The organism is Oceanobacillus aidingensis, assembly GCF_042654105.1.
Lineage (GTDB): Bacteria > Bacillota > Bacilli > Bacillales > Amphibacillaceae > Oceanobacillus > Oceanobacillus oncorhynchi.
The window spans coordinates 167,423-186,666 of record NZ_JBHSFT010000012.1; the positions used below are offsets into that span (position 1 = coordinate 167,423).

General features: G+C 39.9%; 18 protein-coding genes. 13 read left to right on the plus strand and 5 right to left on the minus strand.

Features of this window, described 5'->3' with window-relative positions:
• Window positions 1-49 precede the first annotated feature (49 nt).
• On the minus strand, window positions 50-2,047 hold the full coding sequence (locus tag ACFO3P_RS09280; RefSeq protein WP_289584708.1) for a penicillin-binding transpeptidase domain-containing protein: 1,998 nt from the start codon (window positions 2,045-2,047) through the stop codon (window positions 50-52).
• Between the two features lie 12 nt (window positions 2,048-2,059).
• Window positions 2,060-2,983 (minus strand): class A beta-lactamase, encoded by a 924-nt coding sequence (bla, locus tag ACFO3P_RS09285; RefSeq protein WP_289584707.1) that lies wholly within the window; start codon window positions 2,981-2,983, stop codon window positions 2,060-2,062.
• A gap of 264 nt (window positions 2,984-3,247) precedes the next feature.
• Here bla and ACFO3P_RS09290 point away from each other — a divergent pair, with 264 nt between their 5' ends.
• The 3 genes from ACFO3P_RS09290 to ACFO3P_RS09300 all read left to right on the plus strand — a co-directional run bounded on the left by ACFO3P_RS09290 (window position 3,248) and on the right by ACFO3P_RS09300 (window position 6,055).
• Window positions 3,248-5,032, plus strand: coding sequence for a BlaR1 family beta-lactam sensor/signal transducer (locus ACFO3P_RS09290; protein WP_193062641.1), 1,785 nt, complete (start codon window positions 3,248-3,250; stop codon window positions 5,030-5,032).
• 16 nt (window positions 5,033-5,048) lie between these two features.
• The gene (gene blaI, locus ACFO3P_RS09295; protein WP_042531371.1) at window positions 5,049-5,435 is read left to right on the plus strand and encodes a penicillinase repressor BlaI; all 387 of its coding nucleotides are present in this window, start codon (window positions 5,049-5,051) and stop codon (window positions 5,433-5,435) included.
• An 89-nt stretch (window positions 5,436-5,524) separates the two neighbouring features.
• On the plus strand, window positions 5,525-6,055 hold the full coding sequence (locus tag ACFO3P_RS09300; RefSeq protein ID WP_084612891.1) for a GNAT family N-acetyltransferase: 531 nt from the start codon (window positions 5,525-5,527) through the stop codon (window positions 6,053-6,055).
• Between the two features lie 672 nt (window positions 6,056-6,727).
• Here ACFO3P_RS09300 and ACFO3P_RS09305 read toward each other — a convergent pair.
• Window positions 6,728-7,378, minus strand: a complete 651-nt coding sequence (locus tag ACFO3P_RS09305; protein WP_042531369.1) for a FusB/FusC family EF-G-binding protein — start codon at window positions 7,376-7,378, stop codon at window positions 6,728-6,730.
• 417 nt (window positions 7,379-7,795) lie between these two features.
• Between ACFO3P_RS09305 and ACFO3P_RS09310 the strand changes: the two genes are divergently transcribed.
• From ACFO3P_RS09310 to ACFO3P_RS09340, 7 genes are all read left to right on the plus strand, one after another.
• Window positions 7,796-7,924, plus strand: a complete 129-nt coding sequence (locus ACFO3P_RS09310) for a hypothetical protein (protein WP_256705588.1) — start codon at window positions 7,796-7,798, stop codon at window positions 7,922-7,924.
• Window positions 7,925-8,169: 245 nt separating this feature from the next.
• The gene (locus tag ACFO3P_RS09315) at window positions 8,170-8,307 is read left to right on the plus strand and encodes a hypothetical protein (RefSeq protein ID WP_193062639.1); all 138 of its coding nucleotides are present in this window, start codon (window positions 8,170-8,172) and stop codon (window positions 8,305-8,307) included.
• 212 nt (window positions 8,308-8,519) lie between these two features.
• The gene (locus ACFO3P_RS09320) at window positions 8,520-9,269 is read left to right on the plus strand and encodes a class I SAM-dependent DNA methyltransferase (RefSeq protein WP_193062637.1); all 750 of its coding nucleotides are present in this window, start codon (window positions 8,520-8,522) and stop codon (window positions 9,267-9,269) included.
• A 15-nt stretch (window positions 9,270-9,284) separates the two neighbouring features.
• Complete coding sequence (locus tag ACFO3P_RS09325; protein ID WP_175297024.1) at window positions 9,285-9,452, plus strand: hypothetical protein; 168 nt, start codon at window positions 9,285-9,287, stop codon at window positions 9,450-9,452.
• A 406-nt stretch (window positions 9,453-9,858) separates the two neighbouring features.
• Window positions 9,859-10,614, plus strand: coding sequence for a MurR/RpiR family transcriptional regulator (locus tag ACFO3P_RS09330; protein ID WP_042531364.1), 756 nt, complete (start codon window positions 9,859-9,861; stop codon window positions 10,612-10,614).
• Window positions 10,615-10,656: 42 nt separating this feature from the next.
• Window positions 10,657-12,222 (plus strand): alpha-glucoside-specific PTS transporter subunit IIBC, encoded by a 1,566-nt coding sequence (locus ACFO3P_RS09335; RefSeq protein ID WP_289584706.1) that lies wholly within the window; start codon window positions 10,657-10,659, stop codon window positions 12,220-12,222.
• A 31-nt stretch (window positions 12,223-12,253) separates the two neighbouring features.
• The gene (locus ACFO3P_RS09340; RefSeq protein ID WP_289584705.1) at window positions 12,254-13,579 is read left to right on the plus strand and encodes a family 4 glycosyl hydrolase; all 1,326 of its coding nucleotides are present in this window, start codon (window positions 12,254-12,256) and stop codon (window positions 13,577-13,579) included.
• Between the two features lie 66 nt (window positions 13,580-13,645).
• Here the strand turns inward: ACFO3P_RS09340 and ACFO3P_RS09345 are convergent, their stop codons facing one another.
• Window positions 13,646-14,179 (minus strand): DUF1572 family protein, encoded by a 534-nt coding sequence (locus ACFO3P_RS09345; protein ID WP_042531357.1) that lies wholly within the window; start codon window positions 14,177-14,179, stop codon window positions 13,646-13,648.
• 372 nt (window positions 14,180-14,551) lie between these two features.
• On the opposite strand from ACFO3P_RS09345, the gene treP reads away from it, so the two are divergent.
• From treP to treR, 3 genes are all read left to right on the plus strand, one after another.
• Window positions 14,552-15,988, plus strand: a complete 1,437-nt coding sequence (gene treP / locus ACFO3P_RS09350) for a PTS system trehalose-specific EIIBC component (RefSeq protein WP_042531356.1) — start codon at window positions 14,552-14,554, stop codon at window positions 15,986-15,988.
• Window positions 15,989-16,064: 76 nt separating this feature from the next.
• Window positions 16,065-17,750 carry an alpha,alpha-phosphotrehalase gene (gene treC, locus ACFO3P_RS09355; RefSeq protein WP_289584704.1) on the plus strand — a complete coding sequence of 562 codons (1,686 nt, stop codon included), beginning with the start codon at window positions 16,065-16,067 and terminating at the stop codon, window positions 17,748-17,750.
• A gap of 15 nt (window positions 17,751-17,765) precedes the next feature.
• The gene (gene treR / locus ACFO3P_RS09360; protein WP_289584703.1) at window positions 17,766-18,479 is read left to right on the plus strand and encodes a trehalose operon repressor; all 714 of its coding nucleotides are present in this window, start codon (window positions 17,766-17,768) and stop codon (window positions 18,477-18,479) included.
• Window positions 18,480-18,549: 70 nt separating this feature from the next.
• On the opposite strand, the gene ACFO3P_RS09365 is transcribed toward treR, so the two are convergent.
• A complete protein-coding gene (locus tag ACFO3P_RS09365) occupies window positions 18,550-18,960 on the minus strand; it encodes a GIY-YIG nuclease family protein (RefSeq protein WP_289584702.1) in 411 nt (136 codons plus the stop codon).
• Between the last annotated feature and the right edge of the window lie 284 nt (window positions 18,961-19,244).

Sequence of the window (19,244 nt, forward strand, 5' to 3'; positions counted from 1 at the left end):
TCACCTGAATCCTCTTTGCCGGATTCAGGTGAATGCTCATTTTTATTCTTTATTGCATATATTCAAAAATACTTCTCGCCTTGGATATCACATAACCGCTGCCGCCGCGGTCCTTCACATCTTCCACCATCATTACCAATAATATGTCAGAATCGTCCTCTTCAAATCCGACAAACCAGCCATTTTCGTTTCCATTATCATCTTCCTTGCTTCCTTTTATCTCCGCTGTTCCAGATTTCCCGCCAATTACCGCTTCTGGTATATACGTGCTGTGTGCAGTACCATCCGGGCTTTCGACGACCTGAATCAAATTCTCTTTTACCAAATCAGCGGTTTCTTCGCTGATAAGTTTTTCCTTCCAAACCTCAGGTTCATCCGCTTCAACCAGAGAAGGGTATAGCATGTTTCCTTCATTAAGATAGGGCGTGTATGTTAACGCAAGATGGAGTGGGCTCATCATTACCTGCCCTTGTCCATAAGCTGTATCAGCAAGCTGTACTTCATGATCGATTTCTCCATTATTCGTCAGATTCGAAGCTGGAATAGCAAATGGGAACGGGATTTCTTCGCCAAATCCAAAAGCAGCTGCCTCTTCTAAAAAGCTGTCTTTCCCCATCTCTAAAGCTTCCTGCGCAAAATAAATATTATCAGAATGAACAAAAGCATCTCGCAGATTGACATCTGCTTTGTCATGAACACGAGTGACATAATAATCTCCCCATGAATCATCCTTTGTCCAATGAAGACCGTCAATCTGACGGACCTTTTCCGGATTGGTAATGCCGGTTTCTAATCCAATCGATGCAGTTATCGTTTTAAATACAGACCCCGGAGCATAACGGCTAATAAAACGATTTAAGAATGGTTCATCCGGGTCTTCACTCCATTTTTCCCATTGCTCGTCTGACAGTCCTCTTACAAAAGCATTTGGATTGTAACTCGGTGAGCTGACAAGTGATAATACTTTTCCTGAATTTGGATCGAGCGCAATGGAGGTTCCAGCATCCCCGTCAAACTGATTATATATTTCTTGCTGCAGTGCAGCATCAATGGTTAATTGTACATCTTCTCCATCGACAGGTTCTTTTTTGGCAAGCGTTTCTTTTACATCTCCATCTGTATTGCTGATATAAATATGAGCGCCTTTTTCTCCCCGTAATTTATCTTCAAATACCTTTTCCAACCCTGCGTTTCCAATTACATCGCCAGCAGCATAACCATCGAGCTTCTCCAGCTGCTCTGCCGATATTTCCCGGACATAGCCTGTTAAATGAGCGGTCGAAGCTCCCAACGGATAGGTACGTACGGTTTCCACGCGGGAGCTTACTCCTGGAAGTTCCACATAGGCTTCTATATCGTCTTCTTCCATTGGCAAGGTTTTTATTGGCACGAACACTTCCGGTGTTACCCAGGATGCATCCAGCGCCTGGTCTATTTCTTCCACCGAAATATCCAAGAGCTCCGCCAGCTTCTCTTTTGTTTGGGTTCCTTCTTCCAGCATGCCCGGGATAACCCCTATAACATTCGCATCATCGTTAACGGCAAGTCCGTTTCCATTCTTATCCTGCAGCTCTCCTCTTTCTGCCTCTAACGTGTTGACCTTTACTTTATCTCCTGTACTTAACTGCGGAAAAATCTGTGAGGTATTCCATTTAACCAGCCACGCTCCCTCATCTCCCTGTTCTAATGTCAGCCGGTGCCTGTATTCAATTGGACCAGCAGCGGTGTTCATTTCTACCTTATATGGAAGAGTCATAACACCTCCATCAGACTTTAACTGCTCCTCGGAATCTACCTGCGATGTCACTTGTAAATTCTCTGCTTCTATCCCATCATATATATTTTCATAGCGTTCGATAAACGCTTCTTCTGTTATTTTATTTTTTACTTCGTCAGAAAGCTGTTCATACATAGCAGAAAAATCTTTATTCTCCCAGTTGGAAAGATAATCATCCAGTACCTCTGACGGCTCTTCTTTTTTGGAGCATCCAACGATTATCAAAAGCAGCATCACCAGCAGGAGGAGAATCATTCGATAACCTTTCATTCTTCCACCTTCCTATTCTTCATTCTGCATCTGCTCGATGACACCTCGTGCTGCTTTTGCAATGACTGCATCATCGAAATCTGCGTCTTCTGTATCACGACTGGACAAAATGGAGATAACAATCGGTGCTTGATGGTCAGGCGGCCATACCACAGCAATATCATTTCTTGTACCATAGCCCCCGGCTCCGCTCTTATCGATAACTTCCCAGCCTTCAGGTACGCCAGCACGAATCAATGTATCTCCAGATTCATTCCCGGTCATCCAATCAATTAACAAATCGTGCTTATCCTCAGAGAGCAAATCACTGAGCACATATTTTTGCAAGCTTTCAGCAAGTGCTTTGGGTGTACTCGTATCTTTGGTATCTCCCGGCGCTGCTTCATTTAGATCCGGCTCCATCCGGTCTGCTTCGATTGTTTCATCACCAATTTCTCTTAGCCTTTCTTCCAGTCCATCCGGCCCTCCTAGCTCTTCCAATAACAGATTTCCAGCTGTATTGTCACTATAGCGAATAGCAGCCTCCATGATTTCTTTTAATTTCATTCCATCATCTACATGATTTTCCGTCACAGGAGAATAAGTTACTAACTCATCCTCCGTATACGTAATGACTTTCTCCAAGTCTTCCATTGATGCGGTTTGTAAAATGGCAGCTGCTGCTAAGACCTTGAACGTAGAAGCATAAGCAAACCTTTCATCCGCGCGATAAGCAACAGTCTGATTTGTTTCCGTATCTATCGCATATACGCCAAGTCTTGTATCAAATTCATCCTCCAGCTCTTTAAAAACTTCTTCACTTTGCGTTTCACGCTCCGCAGCTTCAGGATTTTTATCACTGTTTCCCGCTTCATTGGAACAGCCTGCTAACCCTATCACAGCAATCAATAACAATAAGGCCAATCCTTTTTTATTAAAAACACCTTGAATATACATCGTTTAAATTCCTCCTAAACATTCTTTTTGACTACAACTGTAATACAATACTACATATGTAGTCCTCATATGTCAATTCCTATTTTTCCATTCTTATTCAACGTTTGATAACTTTACCTCAGCGTGCTAAACTTTAACGTATTACAGATGTAATTTCAGATGCACTTATGCAGAAAGAAATATGGATGTATTTCTTTACGTCAAATATCTTTCGGTAAATTGTTTATATATTATTACCGTAAATGAAGAATGGAGACGAAAAGCATGTTTGTAACAACGCTTCTTACAGGTTTCATCATTTCTTCCATTACAGTCGGATTTATTTTGCTTATAAAAAAGCTTTTCCAAAGCCAATTATCTGCGAAATGGCAATATAACCTATGGTATTTATTGCTTGCTGCTTTGGTCATTCCATTTATCCCTGCGCACTTTCTTCCTGCCGGCAACCTATTCCATTCATTTACTGGCCCGTCCAGCGAAGGAAGTACCGCTTCGATAAATACTGCAGCGCCCGAATCCGGGGGAACCAATACAAATTGGATGCAGGACTTTTCTGTAACTGTAACGCAGACAAATACGGATCTGTTCAATGGAATTGCCGGCGGGATCTGGATTGCAGGTGCTCTCGTATTTACCGGGCTTTCCATACATGCATGGCTGAAATTAAAAGGAATAAGAAAATCTATTTCCGCGGTGGAAAATAAAGCTATTCTTGACCTTTTCAAAAGAGCGAAGCAGCAGTTAAATATCTCAAAAAATATTTCATTGGGAGTTTCCGATGAAGTACATTCCCCGTTGACATTCGGCTTGCGTAAAACCTTTGTTGTGCTGCCGGCGAATTTTGAAGAATGGTTATCTGAGGATGATATCAGGCATATCTTCCTGCATGAATTAAACCATTATAAATACAAGGATATCCCTACAAATTATCTGATGGTTTTCTTTCAAATCATCTACTGGTTTAATCCGTTGATTTGGATTGCATTTAAAGAAATGCGTCTCGACCGGGAAATTGCTTGTGATTACGCAGTACTGTTGTCTTTAGATGACAAAAATCATAAAAAATACGGAAATACCATCATTCATTTTATCGATAAATCCTCCAGCCCTCCGTACAATAAGCTGGCAAATCAATTAAATGGCTCTAAAAAGCAGATAAAGAAACGGATTGTAGAGATTGCTTCCTTTCAAGCAGACTCTAAATTACAGCGTGCCAAAAGCATGGGAATCTTTTTGCTGGTTGGATTATTTGTAATCACGCAGATTCCATTTGCTTCTGTAATGGCAAATGACAATAATCGTTATACTTCCTTTAAGCCTGAGCAGACAAACGAGGAAGACCTGAGTTCTTATTTCCAAAATTACGAGGGCAGTTTTGTTCTGTACGATATGCAGAAGGATGCATACCATATCTATAATGAAGATCAGAGCACACTGCGGATTTCTCCTGATTCTACTTATAAAATCTATAGTGCTTTATTCGGATTAGAAGAAAACATCATCACAACCGAACAAAGCACCATCGAATGGGATGGCACAGAACAGCCTTATGACCAATGGAATCAGGACCAAAATCTGGAGACGGCTTTAAACCGTTCTGTCAATTGGTATTTCCAGCAGCTTGATCAAAAATTAGGTGCAAACAGCATTCAATCCTATCTAAGCCGGATTCATTACGGAAACCAGGATATTTCTGACAGAACGAACCCATACTGGCTGGAATCTACTTTAAAAATTTCACCAGTAGAGCAGGTAGAGCTGTTGCAGGAACTTTATACCAATCGCTTTGACTTTCAGGAAGAGCATATCCAAGCTGTCAAAGAGGCCCTGCAAATGGACCAAAAAGACGGTGCTGCTCTCTACGGAAAAACGGGAACAGGTAATGTAAACGGCAAGGATATCAATGGCTGGTTTGTCGGATTTGTTGAAACAGAAACAAACACGTATTTCTTCGCAACAAATGTACAGGACGAAGATAATGCCTCTGGAAGTATAGCAACAGAAATAACCTTAGCGATTTTAAAAGATAAACAAATTTATGAGGAATAAAACCGGGGTGAGGAACATGACGGAGAAAGTACCAAGTATTTCTGAAGCAGAATGGGAAGTAATGAATGTCCTGTGGGAAAAATCACCGCAAACAGCAAATGATGTGATTACCTCCCTGCAGGGGCAAAAAGATTGGAAGGCGAAAACCGTACGCACATTGTTAGATCGGTTAGTGCAGAAAGGCGTTGCCGGTGTAAATAAAGAACAGCGGGTCTATACCTTTTACCCCCTTTATTCACAGGATGAGTGCCAGCGTGCCGAAGCGGAATCCTTTATCAAGCGAATCTATGGCGGCACGGTAAAATCCATGCTTGTACAGTTTATTGAAGAAGATTCTTTGTCTGAAGAAGAAATTGAAGAATTAAAATCGATTTTGGATGAAAAACCGAAAAAGAAAAAGTAAATTAACCAGAAAACCTTGAAGGGACTGAATGATGCGCAGATAGCAATACTTTTTACAATAGATTTAAATGATTATTGGAGGTAAAAGTATTGAAAGAAGAACTATTCACAAAAAGATTAGTCTTGAGAAAAATGCAGACATCTGACGCCAATGCTCTATTTCATATTTGGTCTGACCCGGCAGTAGCAGCATTTATGAATATCTCTGCTTTCACACACGAATCGCAGGCCATAGAAATGATTAACACATTGAATGAATTAGCTGAAACCAATCAAGCCATCCGCTACAGTGTGATTGATTTGGATTCACAGGAAATTATCGGCAGCTGCGGCTTCAATGCTATCGACCTTGAAAATGCCCGGGTTGAGATTGGCTATGATATTGCGAAAGCGCATTGGGGAAATGGATATGCTCCTGAGTCAATCCAGGTACTGATCCATGAAGCTTTTGAGAATTTGGGAATAAATCGGATCGAAGCGAAAGTGGAGCCTGCAAATGTGAATTCGGTGAAAGTCCTGAAAAAACTGGGATTCAGCTTTGAAGGAACATTACGGCAATATGAAAAGGTAAACAAAGGTTTTGTTGATATTCAAATGTATTCCCTTCTGAAAAGTAATTAATCGAATTGAAGCCGTTCTAGATCTGTTACAGGATCTGGAATGGCTTTTCTTTAGCGTTTTCATTCTAAGAAAAACCAAGAAAATCACTTGGTCTTTAAAATAATGGTATTCTTTTCGAGCAGATGTCCGCTACGGGAAGTCGCTTTCCGCGGGCAACGCTTAAATCTCCTCGGAAGAAAATCGCTTCCTGCTCAGGTCTACCTGTTGCTTTTCCTGCAGGAGTCGACAACATCCGCTCTCATCCAAGTGGAATTATGTTTTATTTGCTTTTTTACAAGGAAATAAAACATAATTCTAGCGGAAGAAATACACGGAGACTCTTGTGGGAATGCGCAGTGATCTTCGATGGGGCGAGTAATCGCAAAAGCTCTTCGATGGGACGAGTAATCGCAGTCCCAGTCCCAGTGGGAAGACCCCGCAGGAAAAAAGTGTTTTTCTTTTTTTTCTACCCGTAGGGCATAAGTGCGACTATGCTTCTGTCTGCGCCTGACGGCTTGCCAATCAGCAAGTCTTCTTTAGAGGAGATGAGCTCGGGGCCCACGGAAAGCGTAGTGTATTTCTAAAGCGGCTATATTCAGCATTTTTTATATACTTTCCTATTCTTTAAAAAAGACAGACAAAGAAAGTACGCACCTTCTTTACCTGTCTGCTTTTAAATTGTTTTCATAAAAGTTACTTAGTGACTCTGTCAAAGAATGTTCTTACCTTCTCTATATCCGTTACTTGCTGATTGCATAATTGACTGTCAGCGCAGATATAATTATAGTGTTTGGTAAATGTTCCGGGAACCTCTCCTTTTACGGAAGTGGTTAAACGAACAACATCTGAGTGCTGATTGCAAAGCGCACAAATACCTTTCGTTGAAGGGTGTGTAAAAGTACCCTTAAGTGCTTTAAACCCACTATCTTGCTCTATCACCATATATCTGCGTAATTTCCCGGGATCATCCCAAGCTAAATAAGAAATGTGCTGAAAATCCATCTCCTCAAGGGTTGGAAGCTTCAACTTTTTCTCCTTTTTAAATAAGCTTTTTAATTTACTTGCTTCTACTGTTTTAAATGGAACAATATAGGATGTTAGCTGTTCTAAAAAAGCTTCTCCCTCTGTCCGGTCTGTTATATCTATCAACGGTTGGATTACTTTTTCTTCTTCTTCAGACCATGTAAAGGAATCGATGACATCTGCTTTTACAATTCCGCGTACTGCCAGAATGACATTTTTATCCTTCGTGGTGGTTAAGGCTCTTAAAATTTTATGTGCCTGCTGCTCTATAAAACGATAATTCGCTACTGTTAAAAACGGCTCAATTACTTGTTTTCCCATTCGAATTCACTCCATTATATTAGGCTATTTATTAAAACTTACGGCCTAAAGAGATCATTCATTATTTATTCCGGCTTACTATATTCAGACCTCTCAGACCAAAAAGGTGCCTAGTCTAGAGCAAGCATTATCAAAGAATGCTTCCATGTCGATTCCTCCTTAAAAAGAAAGCTACAGCCAGTATATCACTTTTTCAACCTAACATTTTGCTATTTGTCTATTTGTCAAAAGCAATCTTGAACTTCAGGATTCATTTTAAAAAATAAGTTAAATATATACATTAGAAGGAGTGATACAGCATGAGACTGAAAAAATCATATTTTGCAGCACCAGGCATGGCACTCTTACTTATCCTGGGGGCATGTCAGAGCGCTTAACAGGCAGAAAGAGACACCTCACAGCAGGAGCAGGAATCGGATGAAGAAACTGCTTCTGAGACGGATAGTACGGAAGAAAATGACGCAGAATCCGCTGATGCAAATAACACAGCTACAGTTAGGGCGGGAGAAAACACAGACAGCAAAGCCGCTTCTAACAGTAACATAAAAGAAACCGATTATTCCAGTGAACAGGAAGCAGTTAACGCAATTGAAAACTATGAAGAAGTAGAACAGACAAATATATATCTTGGTCATGACATCGAAGCTCTTGCAGAAGGAGCTACCGGGCACAATTATGTTTCATGGAATGAAGGGAAATGGCTGATTCGGGTAAATGCTCCAACTGACCCTGAATTTGCAACCGGAAAATACGAAAACAGCGAAGAACTTGCCCGGAATGTCGTAGATTATTTGGAAACCAATTATCCTCCTGCGCCTGATGAGCGCGGAGTAATTGAAATTGACGATTTTGACGAACAGGAACCGTTATCCGCAGGCAGCAAGGAAACACTGTTTATGAAATTGATGAGAGCATCGACAATCCAATAGACGCATTGCAAATAGCTGTTGAAAGTGCCTCTTAACACAGAATGGCTTGCCTTTGTTATATAGGGCAAGCTTTTTTCGAATAACATTACTAGCAATACTTCTGCCTTTTTATCCTTTTTTAGATTATTCCTCCATTTTATTATAGAATGGTAATATATGCTTCACGAATGCTGCAGTTTGAAATAAGAATATGACAGAATCGAGGGATAGGTATGTTCAAAGAGTACGGGGAACTAAGTACAAAATTATATGAAGTTACCAAACCAGTTGGACATTCATTGAACGGCGACATGGAATATTATCTTGAGAAAGTAAAAAATAGACAGGGTTCGGTACTGGAGGCCGGTGTTGGTACAGGCAGAATGCTAATCCCCCTTTTAAAAGAAGGAATAGCCATAGACGGCGTAGATATCTCACCAGAGATGCTGACGCAGTGCAAAACCAATATGCAAAAATATCAAGTAAACACCAATTTATTTAATCAAGATTTGATACAGCTTGATTTAAAACAGAAGTATAGCACCATCATTATGCCTTCAGGGAGTTTTTGTCTGCTTTCCAGAAACCAAATCGATACCTTCCTTCAAAGAATCTATCATCATCTGGAGGAAGACGGACTATTTATTTTTGATACCTTATTGCCAATCGGCTTTCAAACGGGTGATATGGAAATAAGCAATTATCCTATAACAGAGGATTCAGGGGTATTATTTACAAGTATAAGCAAAGGCATCGACTGGCTGGAACAAAAAATTTCCTATATCCATAAATATGAACTGCTGCATAAAGGTGCTGTAAAGAAAACCGAAATCTCCCATTTCATTCTTTACTGGTATGGATTGAAGGAATTAGAAGGTTTATTAAAACATATCGGTTTCAGTTCCATCGATTATGACATTGGTTATGGTCAAGAAAATGACCCTTCTCTCATAACCTTTAGTGCGAGTAAAGAACATAATTAAGGGAGTGAAGTTATCTTGGAGATTCAAACAGAACAATTGATTCTGCGGCCATTTACCTCATTGGATAAGGATATTCTCGTTACTTTCCGGATGTATCAGCAGATTAATTGGGATAATAAGAAAAATCGCGTATTTAAAAAGTATTGGAATATGTACGCTGAACATTTTATAGAAGATATTTAATATAAACAAAATATTACTCTGAATATAATGAAGCTCTCTGTGAAGGTAACCTCCTGGGGCTTCTTATTATTTTCTTCAAAAACGCCGCTCTCTGTTCCCTCCACCATAATATTTTCAATCAGCTGCTCTAAAAAGGATTTCTCATCCTCTCTAAAATCCCAGCTTCATATAAATGCTTTTTTCATTGGGACATGTCCCGGAAAATGAACGCATGTGTCAGCATGAGTAAAAGCATCCATAATCGCTTCCATCTATTGTTGTTCTTGAAAACAGCATTTAAAATTAAAATCAGTTGAAACCCCTTCCATCGCCGGCAGGAAAAAATTTATGGATAGTGAGGTGATTGCTTTTATACAGATTTTTAAATTATACTCCTTGTAAAGGAAGACTTACAGGAGTGATAAAAATGGATTTAATAGAAGAAGCAGTTAACCAATATTATGAAACATTTAATGCCACAGATAAGTCGATAGCCTCCTATATTCTGAAGCATCGTGAAGCTGTAGAGAAGATGACCATCAGGGAACTGGCTGATGCATGTCATTCATCAAAATCAACGATATCCAGATTTATTAAGAAGATTGGATTCGCGGGTTTTAGCGAAATGAAATATGCAATAAAATGGCAGGAACAAAAGGAGACTTCAGAAAAGTCTTATAAAAAAAGCCTCATCACTGATATACAAATGAATATTGAGCAGCTGCAGCATTGGGACTTTGAAGAAATATGCGAAGCCATTGAATCATCCGAGCGTTTATTTGTATACGGAACAGGAACAGAACAAAAATTGTGTGCAAATGAACTGAAAAGATATTTTTGGGTACTCAATAAATATGTCCATGTGATTGATGACGAAATGGATTTTCATGTATTAATGGACGATTTAACTGAAAACGATTTAATTATTATTATTTCACTTTCAGGCAATACGCCTTCCATGCTTCCTTTTGCACAGCGGATTGCTGCTAAAAAGATTCCATTGATGTCAATTACAGATTTAAAGAATAACAAGCTTGCTCAATTAACTGATTTAAGAATGTATGCGTTTGCTCATCCGCAAAAAAGCCATCTCGCTTTAGAGATTACAACATTTTCTACCTTTTTCGTTATGGTTGAGGCGCTTTTCCGGTCGTATTTAGATTATTTGGAGCAGAAAAAGTAACAACTTTTATCTATTACTATTTTAAGTTAGGGGGAAATACAGATGATGCAGAAATTCCAACGGTTTGGAAGCGCTATGTTTGTTCCGGTTTTATTTTTCGCATTTTCAGGGATTGTCATAGGCTTTTCGACACTTTTTAATGACCCTCTTATTATGGGCAGTCTTGCAGAAGAAGGCACTGCATGGTCTAAGATTTGGTTCATCATTGAAGAAGGTGCCTGGACCGTATTTAATCAAATGCCCCTCATTTTTGCAATGGGCATTCCGGTAGCATTGGCTGTCAAAGCAAATGGCAGAGCGTTAATGGAAACAATTATCATTTTTCTCACCTTTAATTATTTCATTAATGCGATGTTAACAAGCTTTCCTGGATTTTTTAATGTTGATTTCAGCCAAGAGGCCGGCGGTGTCAGCGGGCTAGCAGAGATTGCAGGGATTAAAACATTAGATACCAGCATTCTTGGTGCAATTATTATATCCGCTATTGCGGTATATTTGCACAATAAATACTATGATACGAAACTGCCAGACTATCTCGGTATTTTTCAAGGGTCTGCATTTGTAGTCATTATCGGTTTCTTCGCTATGCTGCCGGTTGCTTTCTTAACTGCCTGGTTATGGCCTTACATCCAAATGGGGATTGCATCCCTTCAAGGATTTTTAGCTAACGCGGGGAATTTCGGTGTATGGCTCTATATCTTTTTAGAAAAGATTTTGCTTCCGACAGGATTACATCATTTTATTTACGGACCATTCCAGTTTGGACCAGCTATTATTGACGGCGGAACTTATGCCAATTGGGCAGCAAATATGGGTGATTTCGCCCAATCTACTGCTTCCTTGAAAGAACTATTCCCAGAAGGCGGATTCGCCATGCAGGGGAATTCCAATATATTTGGCTTACCAGCTGCCGCTTTAGCTATCTATGTAACAGCACAAAAAGGAAAAAGAAAAGTGGTCGCCGGATTATTAATACCCGCAACCATAACGGCTGTTTTGGCAGGAATTACCGAGCCGCTTGAGTTCACGTATATTTTTGTTGCACCATTATTATTTGCTGTAAAAGCTGTTCTGGATGCTTTTCTGGCTACAACGATGTATATATTTGGCGTCACTGGAAATTTTGGCGGCGGACTGCTGGAATTCATGTCCATGAACTGGATACCTTTATTTAGCAATCACTGGATGACCTATTTAATCCAAATCGCCATTGGTATCGTCTTCTTCTTTATCTACTTCTTTGTATTCCGTTTTATGATTTTGAAATTAAATATTAAAACACCAGGACGTACTGATGAAGAAGTCAAACTTTATGGAAAAGAAGACTATAAAGAAAAGAAAAGCGCAGAATCCACAGAAAAGAATCTGGCTGGTGAATATGTGGACCTTCTCGGCGGACCAGAAAATATTGAGCATGTTACAAATTGCGCTACCCGGTTAAGAGTGCTCGTCACGGATCCTGAAAAAATAGCTTCTGATGAGCATTTTAGAAGCCTCGGCGCATCAGGTGTCGTTAAAAACGGAAATGCCATTCAAGTAATCATCGGATTATCTGTGCAAAATCTCAAAGAGGATGTAGATAATTATCTCGGAAAAGAAACAGAATAAAAAGTTTAGTCATGTACTGGAGGAATAAAGAATGAAGGATAATTTAATCATAACCATTGCCGGCGGCGGAAGTACCTACACACCAGGTATCGTCTCTGCGCTATTAAGTAATAGCAGTAAATTTCCTATTACAGAAATGCGGTTATATGATATCAATCCAAAAAGAAATAAAGATATGAAGTTAATTATCAATCAGTTATTGATTGATAAGGACAGACAAGATATGAAGCTGGTTGTAACAGAAAATCCAGAAGAAGCATTCACAAATGTGGACTTTGTTTTCTCCCAAATTCGTGTTGGCGGTCTTGCTATGCGAGAACAAGATGAGAAAATTCCGTTAAAATACGACCTGGTAGGCCAGGAAACATGCGGACTGGGCGGTTTTGCATACGGGTTACGCTCCATTGGCGGAATATTGGAGATTGTAGGCTATGTACAGCAATATGCTCCAGATGCCTGGATTCTTAACTACACGAACCCGGAATCTATCATTTCCGAAGCAATACGGAGAAAATATCCTGATGCCAATATGATAAATGTGTGTGATATGACCATATCCCTGGAAGAGACCATTGCATCTAACTTTGGGTACGACAGAAAAAACTGGATACCAACTTACTATGGTCTAAATCATTACGGCTGGTATAGCAAAATATATGATACGTCGTTAAAACGGGATGTTATGCCTGAAATTATTGACAAGCTGCGTCAAGTTAATATGGACGTTGCCGAATTTAATGAAGGAGATCGATATTGGGCGAAGACGTATCAACTGATGTCTGCCATGGTGAAATATTTCCCTGAGGCACTGCCTAATAATTATTTAGAATATTACTGGTTCCCCGATCTTATGGTTGAAAATGAAGATAAAAACTTCACCAGAGCCAATATGGTGATGGAGGGCCGTGAAGCAAACACACGTAAAATGGCAGAACAAATCAGAAATGGAGAAACAGAAGATATTCTGCATTTCAACTTTGGTGAACATGGTAACTATATTGTAGATATAGCTGTTGCGATTTTAAATGATGAACCGAAACGTTTTATGGTTATTACACCTAATAAAGGGTCAATTCCAAATTTAAGAGAAGATGCAGTTGTAGAGGTCCCTGCCTATATCGGCGCCACCGGTGTAGAACAGCTTGCTTTACATCCTATCAATGATTTTCATAAAGGAATGATGGAAGCACAGGTTGCAGCAGAAAAACTGCTTGTGGATGCATTTTTTGAGAATTCCTATGACAAAGCCTTACAAGCATTTACCTTAAATCAAACCGTACCGTCTGCGCGAGCAGCTAAACAAGTCCTTGATGAAATGTTGATTGCGAATAAAGATTATTGGCCTGAACTCCATTAATTCAAAATATAGTGTTCTCTCTCTAAAAAGCTTTTGAGTGGCAAGAAGAAGCCACCCAAAAGCCTTTTATTTATATTTTCTCCGCATTTCTTCTAAATACGCTTCCGATTCCCCTCTAGGAATACTCAGTGTTTCCCAGTCCTCCCCTTTTACTTGTTTACCTATATAAACAATCTGTCCAACATGATAAGCATAATGAGCCAGCTGTCTTTCAATCGCATCTATTACTGTGTGTTCTTCACTCCGAATCAGAATAGTCTTTAATAAATCATCACCGCTTACTTCATGCAATGCTTGAAAGAGGACTTTCCAGCCGTTTTCCCAGGTGTTTCTTAATTCTTGCAAAGAATATATTGTCTCTTCAAATTCGTGGTCACGGTCTCTGGTTGGCTTCTCACCATCTGATGTTAAAAAATTGGTCCATCTCGATACCATATTGCCATGCAAATGCTTTACAATCACAGCAATACTGTTGGATGCTTCATTCAAACTCCAATGAATATGCTCTTCCGCCAATTGATTGATCGTTTTATCGCCAAGTTCCTTCACACTCTGAAACCTTTTGCGTACGACATGCAGATATTCTTCTTGCATCTCCATCATGCCCCCTCCTATTTGAATCCACTTTAATTACCCTCCCTGTTTTCCTGCCTTCAATATACAAGATTCACAAAATGATAACAATTTATCGCAGTGTAACTGGCTGGGACTGGAGCTGCGATTACTCGACCCACCGAAGGGTTTTGTAAGACTCCCACTTCAAGAATGGAGGGAAATCAAAAATTCTAAGTGGGAGATCCAACAGCCAGTAACGGCTCGATTCGTTCAACTAATCTTCAGCGGGGATAAAAAAACCCCCACTGAAAGAAGTTTCATTTTATCCTTCAACTTCTTATTGACAAACTTGTATATACAAGTTAAACTGTAAGCGATAACACTTGTATATACAAGATACAAAGAGGAGGTAAGACATTGAGTAAATTTACTGGCGACGCAAAGAAGCTGCTGGAAAAAGTCGGTGGAAGTGAAAACATATCTGTGGTCACACACTGCGCTACCAGGATGCGGTTTGTTTTAAATGACCCGGAAAAAGCAGATGTCGAAGCTATAGAAGATATTGATATGGTAAAAGGAACCTTTACACAGGCTGGACAATTCCAAGTAATTATCGGAAATGAAGTTGCTTCCTTTTATAATGAATTCACAAAAATTTCTGGGGTTGGTGACACTTCTAAAGAAGATGTCAAAGAAGCTGCAAAGCAAAATATGAATATCATGCAGCGGCTAGTATCTCATTTAGCAGATATATTCACGCCGATTATTCCCGCATTGGTTGTCGGAGGACTAATCCTAGGTTTCCGAAACGTAATTGGTGATATTGAGATGCTGAATAATGGAACGCTGACCTTGGCTGATTCCTCCCAATTTTGGGCAGGTTTATATGATTTTCTTTGGCTGATTGCTGAAGCAATCTTTCATTTCCTCCCTGTTGCTCTTACCTGGTCTATCTCCAGGAAGATGGGAACGACACAAGTACTCGGAATTATTTTAGGTCTTACATTAATTTCTCCACAGCTTTTAAATGCCTATAGTGTGGTCGAAACATCCGAAGTACCGGTTTGGGATTTTGGCTTCTTCCAAATTGAAATGATTGGCTACCAGGCCCAGGTTATCCCGGCTATTTTAGCAGGTTTTGTATTAGCTTATTTAGAAATTGGCTTGCGAAAAATTATCCCGCAGGTTGTATCCATGATTTTTGTACCTTTCTTTGCATTACTTCCAACAGTAATTATTGCCCATGTAATCTTAGGCCCTATCGGCTGGACAATCGGTACATGGATCTCAAATATTGTATATGACGGATTAACTTCTGCAGTCGGCTGGTTATTTGCAGCGGTATTTGGATTTGCCTACGCACCGCTTGTTATTACTGGTTTGCATCATATGACAAATGCCATTGATTTGCAGTTGATGAGTGAATTCGGGGGAACAAACCTCTGGCCGATGATTGCCTTATCAAACATTGCCCAAGGTTCTGCCGTTGTCGCAATGATTTATCTTAACCGAAAAGATAAGAAAGAACAGCAAGTAACCATCCCGGCAGCAATCTCCTGTTACTTGGGAGTTACTGAACCGGCATTGTTTGGTGTTAACTTACGATATCTGTTCCCGCTTTTCGCTGGTATGGCAGGATCTGCCGTTGCAGCAGTGATTTCAGTCGGCTCAGGTGTCATGGCTAACTCCATTGGTGTTGGCGGAATACCAGGAATCTTATCTATTCAGGTACCGCATATGCTGATGTTCGCTGTAGCAATGGTCGCAGCAATTGTTATTCCATTCATCTTGACAGTGATTTTATCCAAAACAAAAATGGGCGTAGACGCGTACAAACGCTTAGGTAAAAAATAAAGTGAGGAGGGAGCCTCTCTCCCTCCTCCATTCATATAAAAATAATTGAAACACAGCAACATTTAGGAGGTTGATTATGGAAGAAAAATGGTGGCAAAAATCCGTCGTTTATCAAATTTATCCAAAAAGCTTTAACGATACGACAGGCAACGGAATGGGCGACATTAACGGAATTACAGAAAAACTCGATTATTTAAAAGAACTGGGGGTTGATGTCATTTGGCTTACCCCTATTTACCTTTCTCCTCAAAAAGACAATGGATACGATATTGCTGATTACTATGCAATTCAACCAGAATTTGGAACCATGGAAGACTTTGAAACAATGATGGAAAAAGCACATCGTCTTGGTTTAAAAATAATTATGGATATCGTTGTAAACCATACATCCACCAGTCATAAATGGTTCCAGGAATCCAGAAAATCGAAGGATAACCCTTACCGAAACTATTATATTTGGAAGGATGGCAAGCCTGGCGAGCTGCCGACAAACTGGGAGTCCAAATTTGGCGGCAACACATGGGAATATGATGAAGCAACCGGCTCTTATTATCTGCATCTCTTCGATGTTACCCAGGCAGATCTCAATTGGGAAAATGAAAAAGTCCGCGACGATGTCTATCAAATGATGAATTTTTGGCTGGATAAAGGGGTAGATGGCTTTCGTTTAGATGTGATCAACTTAATTTCTAAAGACCAGCGTTTTCCAGACGATGATGGCAGTGTACCACCAGGAGACGGACGTAAATTTTACACAGACGGCCCGCGGGTACATGAATTTCTTCATGAAATGAATCAGGAAGTTTTTAAAGGACGTAAAACCCTCACTGTCGGGGAAATGTCCTCTACCTCCATGGAGGATTGTATCAAATATACAAATCCAGAACGCGAAGAACTGGATATGACATTCAACTTCCATCATTTAAAGGTCGATTATCCAAACGGGGATAAGTGGACAAAAGCACCATTTGATTTTCTTTATCTCAAGCAGCTGCTATCCGACTGGCAGACCGGGATGCAAGAAGGCGGCGGCTGGAATGCGCTCTTCTGGTGTAATCACGACCAGCCGCGAATCGTTTCCCGTTTTGGAGATGATACAACATACCATAAGGAATCTGCAAAAATGCTGGCAACAACGATGCACATGATGCAGGGTACGCCTTATATTTATCAGGGAGAAGAAATCGGCATGACCAACCCTGGTTTTGAAGATATTTCCCAATACCGCGATGTCGAATCACTGAATATGTACAAAATAAAAAAAGCTGAAGGCTTATCTAATCAGGAAATTATTGAAATTCTGCAGCAAAAGTCCCGTGATAACTCTCGAACTCCTATGCAATGGAACCATTCGGCCAATGCCGGGTTCACAGAAGGAACTCCTTGGATCGGTCTTCCTGATAATTATCAAGAAATCAATGCAGAAGCTGCAGTGGCTGATAAAACATCTATTTTTTACCACTATCAGAAGCTTATTCAGCTTCGAAAAGACTACCAAGTGATAACAGATGGAAAATATGAGCTGATTTTACCAAAGGACTTTGCAATTTTTGCGTATATAAGAGAAAATGAGGATATAAAACTATTAGTAGTAAACAATTTTTACGCAAACGAAGCAGAGCTGGATTTACCTGAATCGATTCATCATGCATTTACAGACAGCGAGATTATCCTGTCAAACTATACCGATTCTCCATCTTTAGCGTCAGATCAGATTTCACTGCGGCCATATGAGTCTGTTGTTTACTATCTAAAGAAATAACTGGAGTTAATTGCGATGCGAAATAAATATGTCCTTATTTATCAAGAAATGGTCCAAAAAATAGAAAAAGAAACGTTCAAAGCAAATGAATTTCTTCCCTCGGAAAATGAATTAGCTGAGCAGTATCAAACCTCCCGGGAAACAATTCGGAAAGCATTAAATTTGCTTGCTCAAAACGGGTATATTCAAAAAATCCGCGGGAAAGGATCCACGGTGATTGAACGGAATAAATTTGACTTTCCCGTATCCGGGTTAGTCAGCTTTAAAGAATTAGCTGATAAAATGGGAGAAAAGCCAGTTACTACTGTTCATCAATGTGCCAAAGTCAGCGCAAATGATTTTATCCAGAAGCAATTAAAGCTCAAGGATAACCAGGAAGTCTGGGAAATTATCCGGACCCGTTCCTTCTCTGAACAGCGTATTATTTTGGACAAGGATTATTTAATCACAAAAACGGTTCCGTACATTTCCAAAGACATTGCTGAAACGTCTATTTATAACTATCTTGAAAATGAGTTAGGACTGATTATCAGCTTTGCCAAAAAAGAAATCATTGTAGAAGAACCAACAGCGGAGGACCGTGAATTATTAGATTTAGAAGGTTTTCATAATATCGTGGTGATTAAAAACTATGTCTATTTAGACGATGCCACCTTATTTCAATATACCGAATCCAGGCATCGTCCAGATAAGTTTCGTTTCGTGGATTTTGCCCGGAGAGAACATTAAAGACAGGCTGCTGCAGGAATAGAATTGACTGCAGCAGCCTTTTCTCTGCCTAAATATTCCGCTGCTGATGCTAAAGACCAATAAAATCAGGCATTTCCTCACCAGAATAAAACAAATGCGAAAAACATCTGCAATCCGATGATCCGAAGCCTTTTACCGGCATTGTTCCTGCATTTTCCCGCATCAACCGCTGAAAAAGCCCGCATTCCCCTTCCAAACCGGGATACGTTTGCACAGCCTCAATTTGTAAATAAGGGCGTAAATAATCTATATGCCAGCGCTTCTTTTTATCCATCTGAAGATGCCTGTCCACCCGCGCACGGATATTCCGTTTTGCAGTGCCTACGTATACATAATATCCTTTTGGAAAATCGAATTGTCCCAATTTACCGATTGGAATGGCACTCCTATCTTCCGGAAGCCACGCCTTCACTGCATAAAGTGTATCTGTTTCCTGTACAGAATAATGTATAAGCTTCAACTGTTTTATCACCTCCACGGTAACCATGCTGATGAAAATACCTGAAATGTTCCTTTGCTTTCTATTCCTGTTAATTCTATTTTAAGATGAACTGTCCATATTGTAAAAGACCGTTCTTCCTTTTTACACTCTTCCAAATGAAGCTTGAACCTTACGTCACGTCATGTTTTATCCTATTATTAGAAAGCATTCCTGTAATGAAGAAATATGAGGGGAAATGAGCGTAGAATCAATTTTACAGAAAAGAATCCCCCTTGGTAGTATAGAGAGTGTCATCGCGGTGA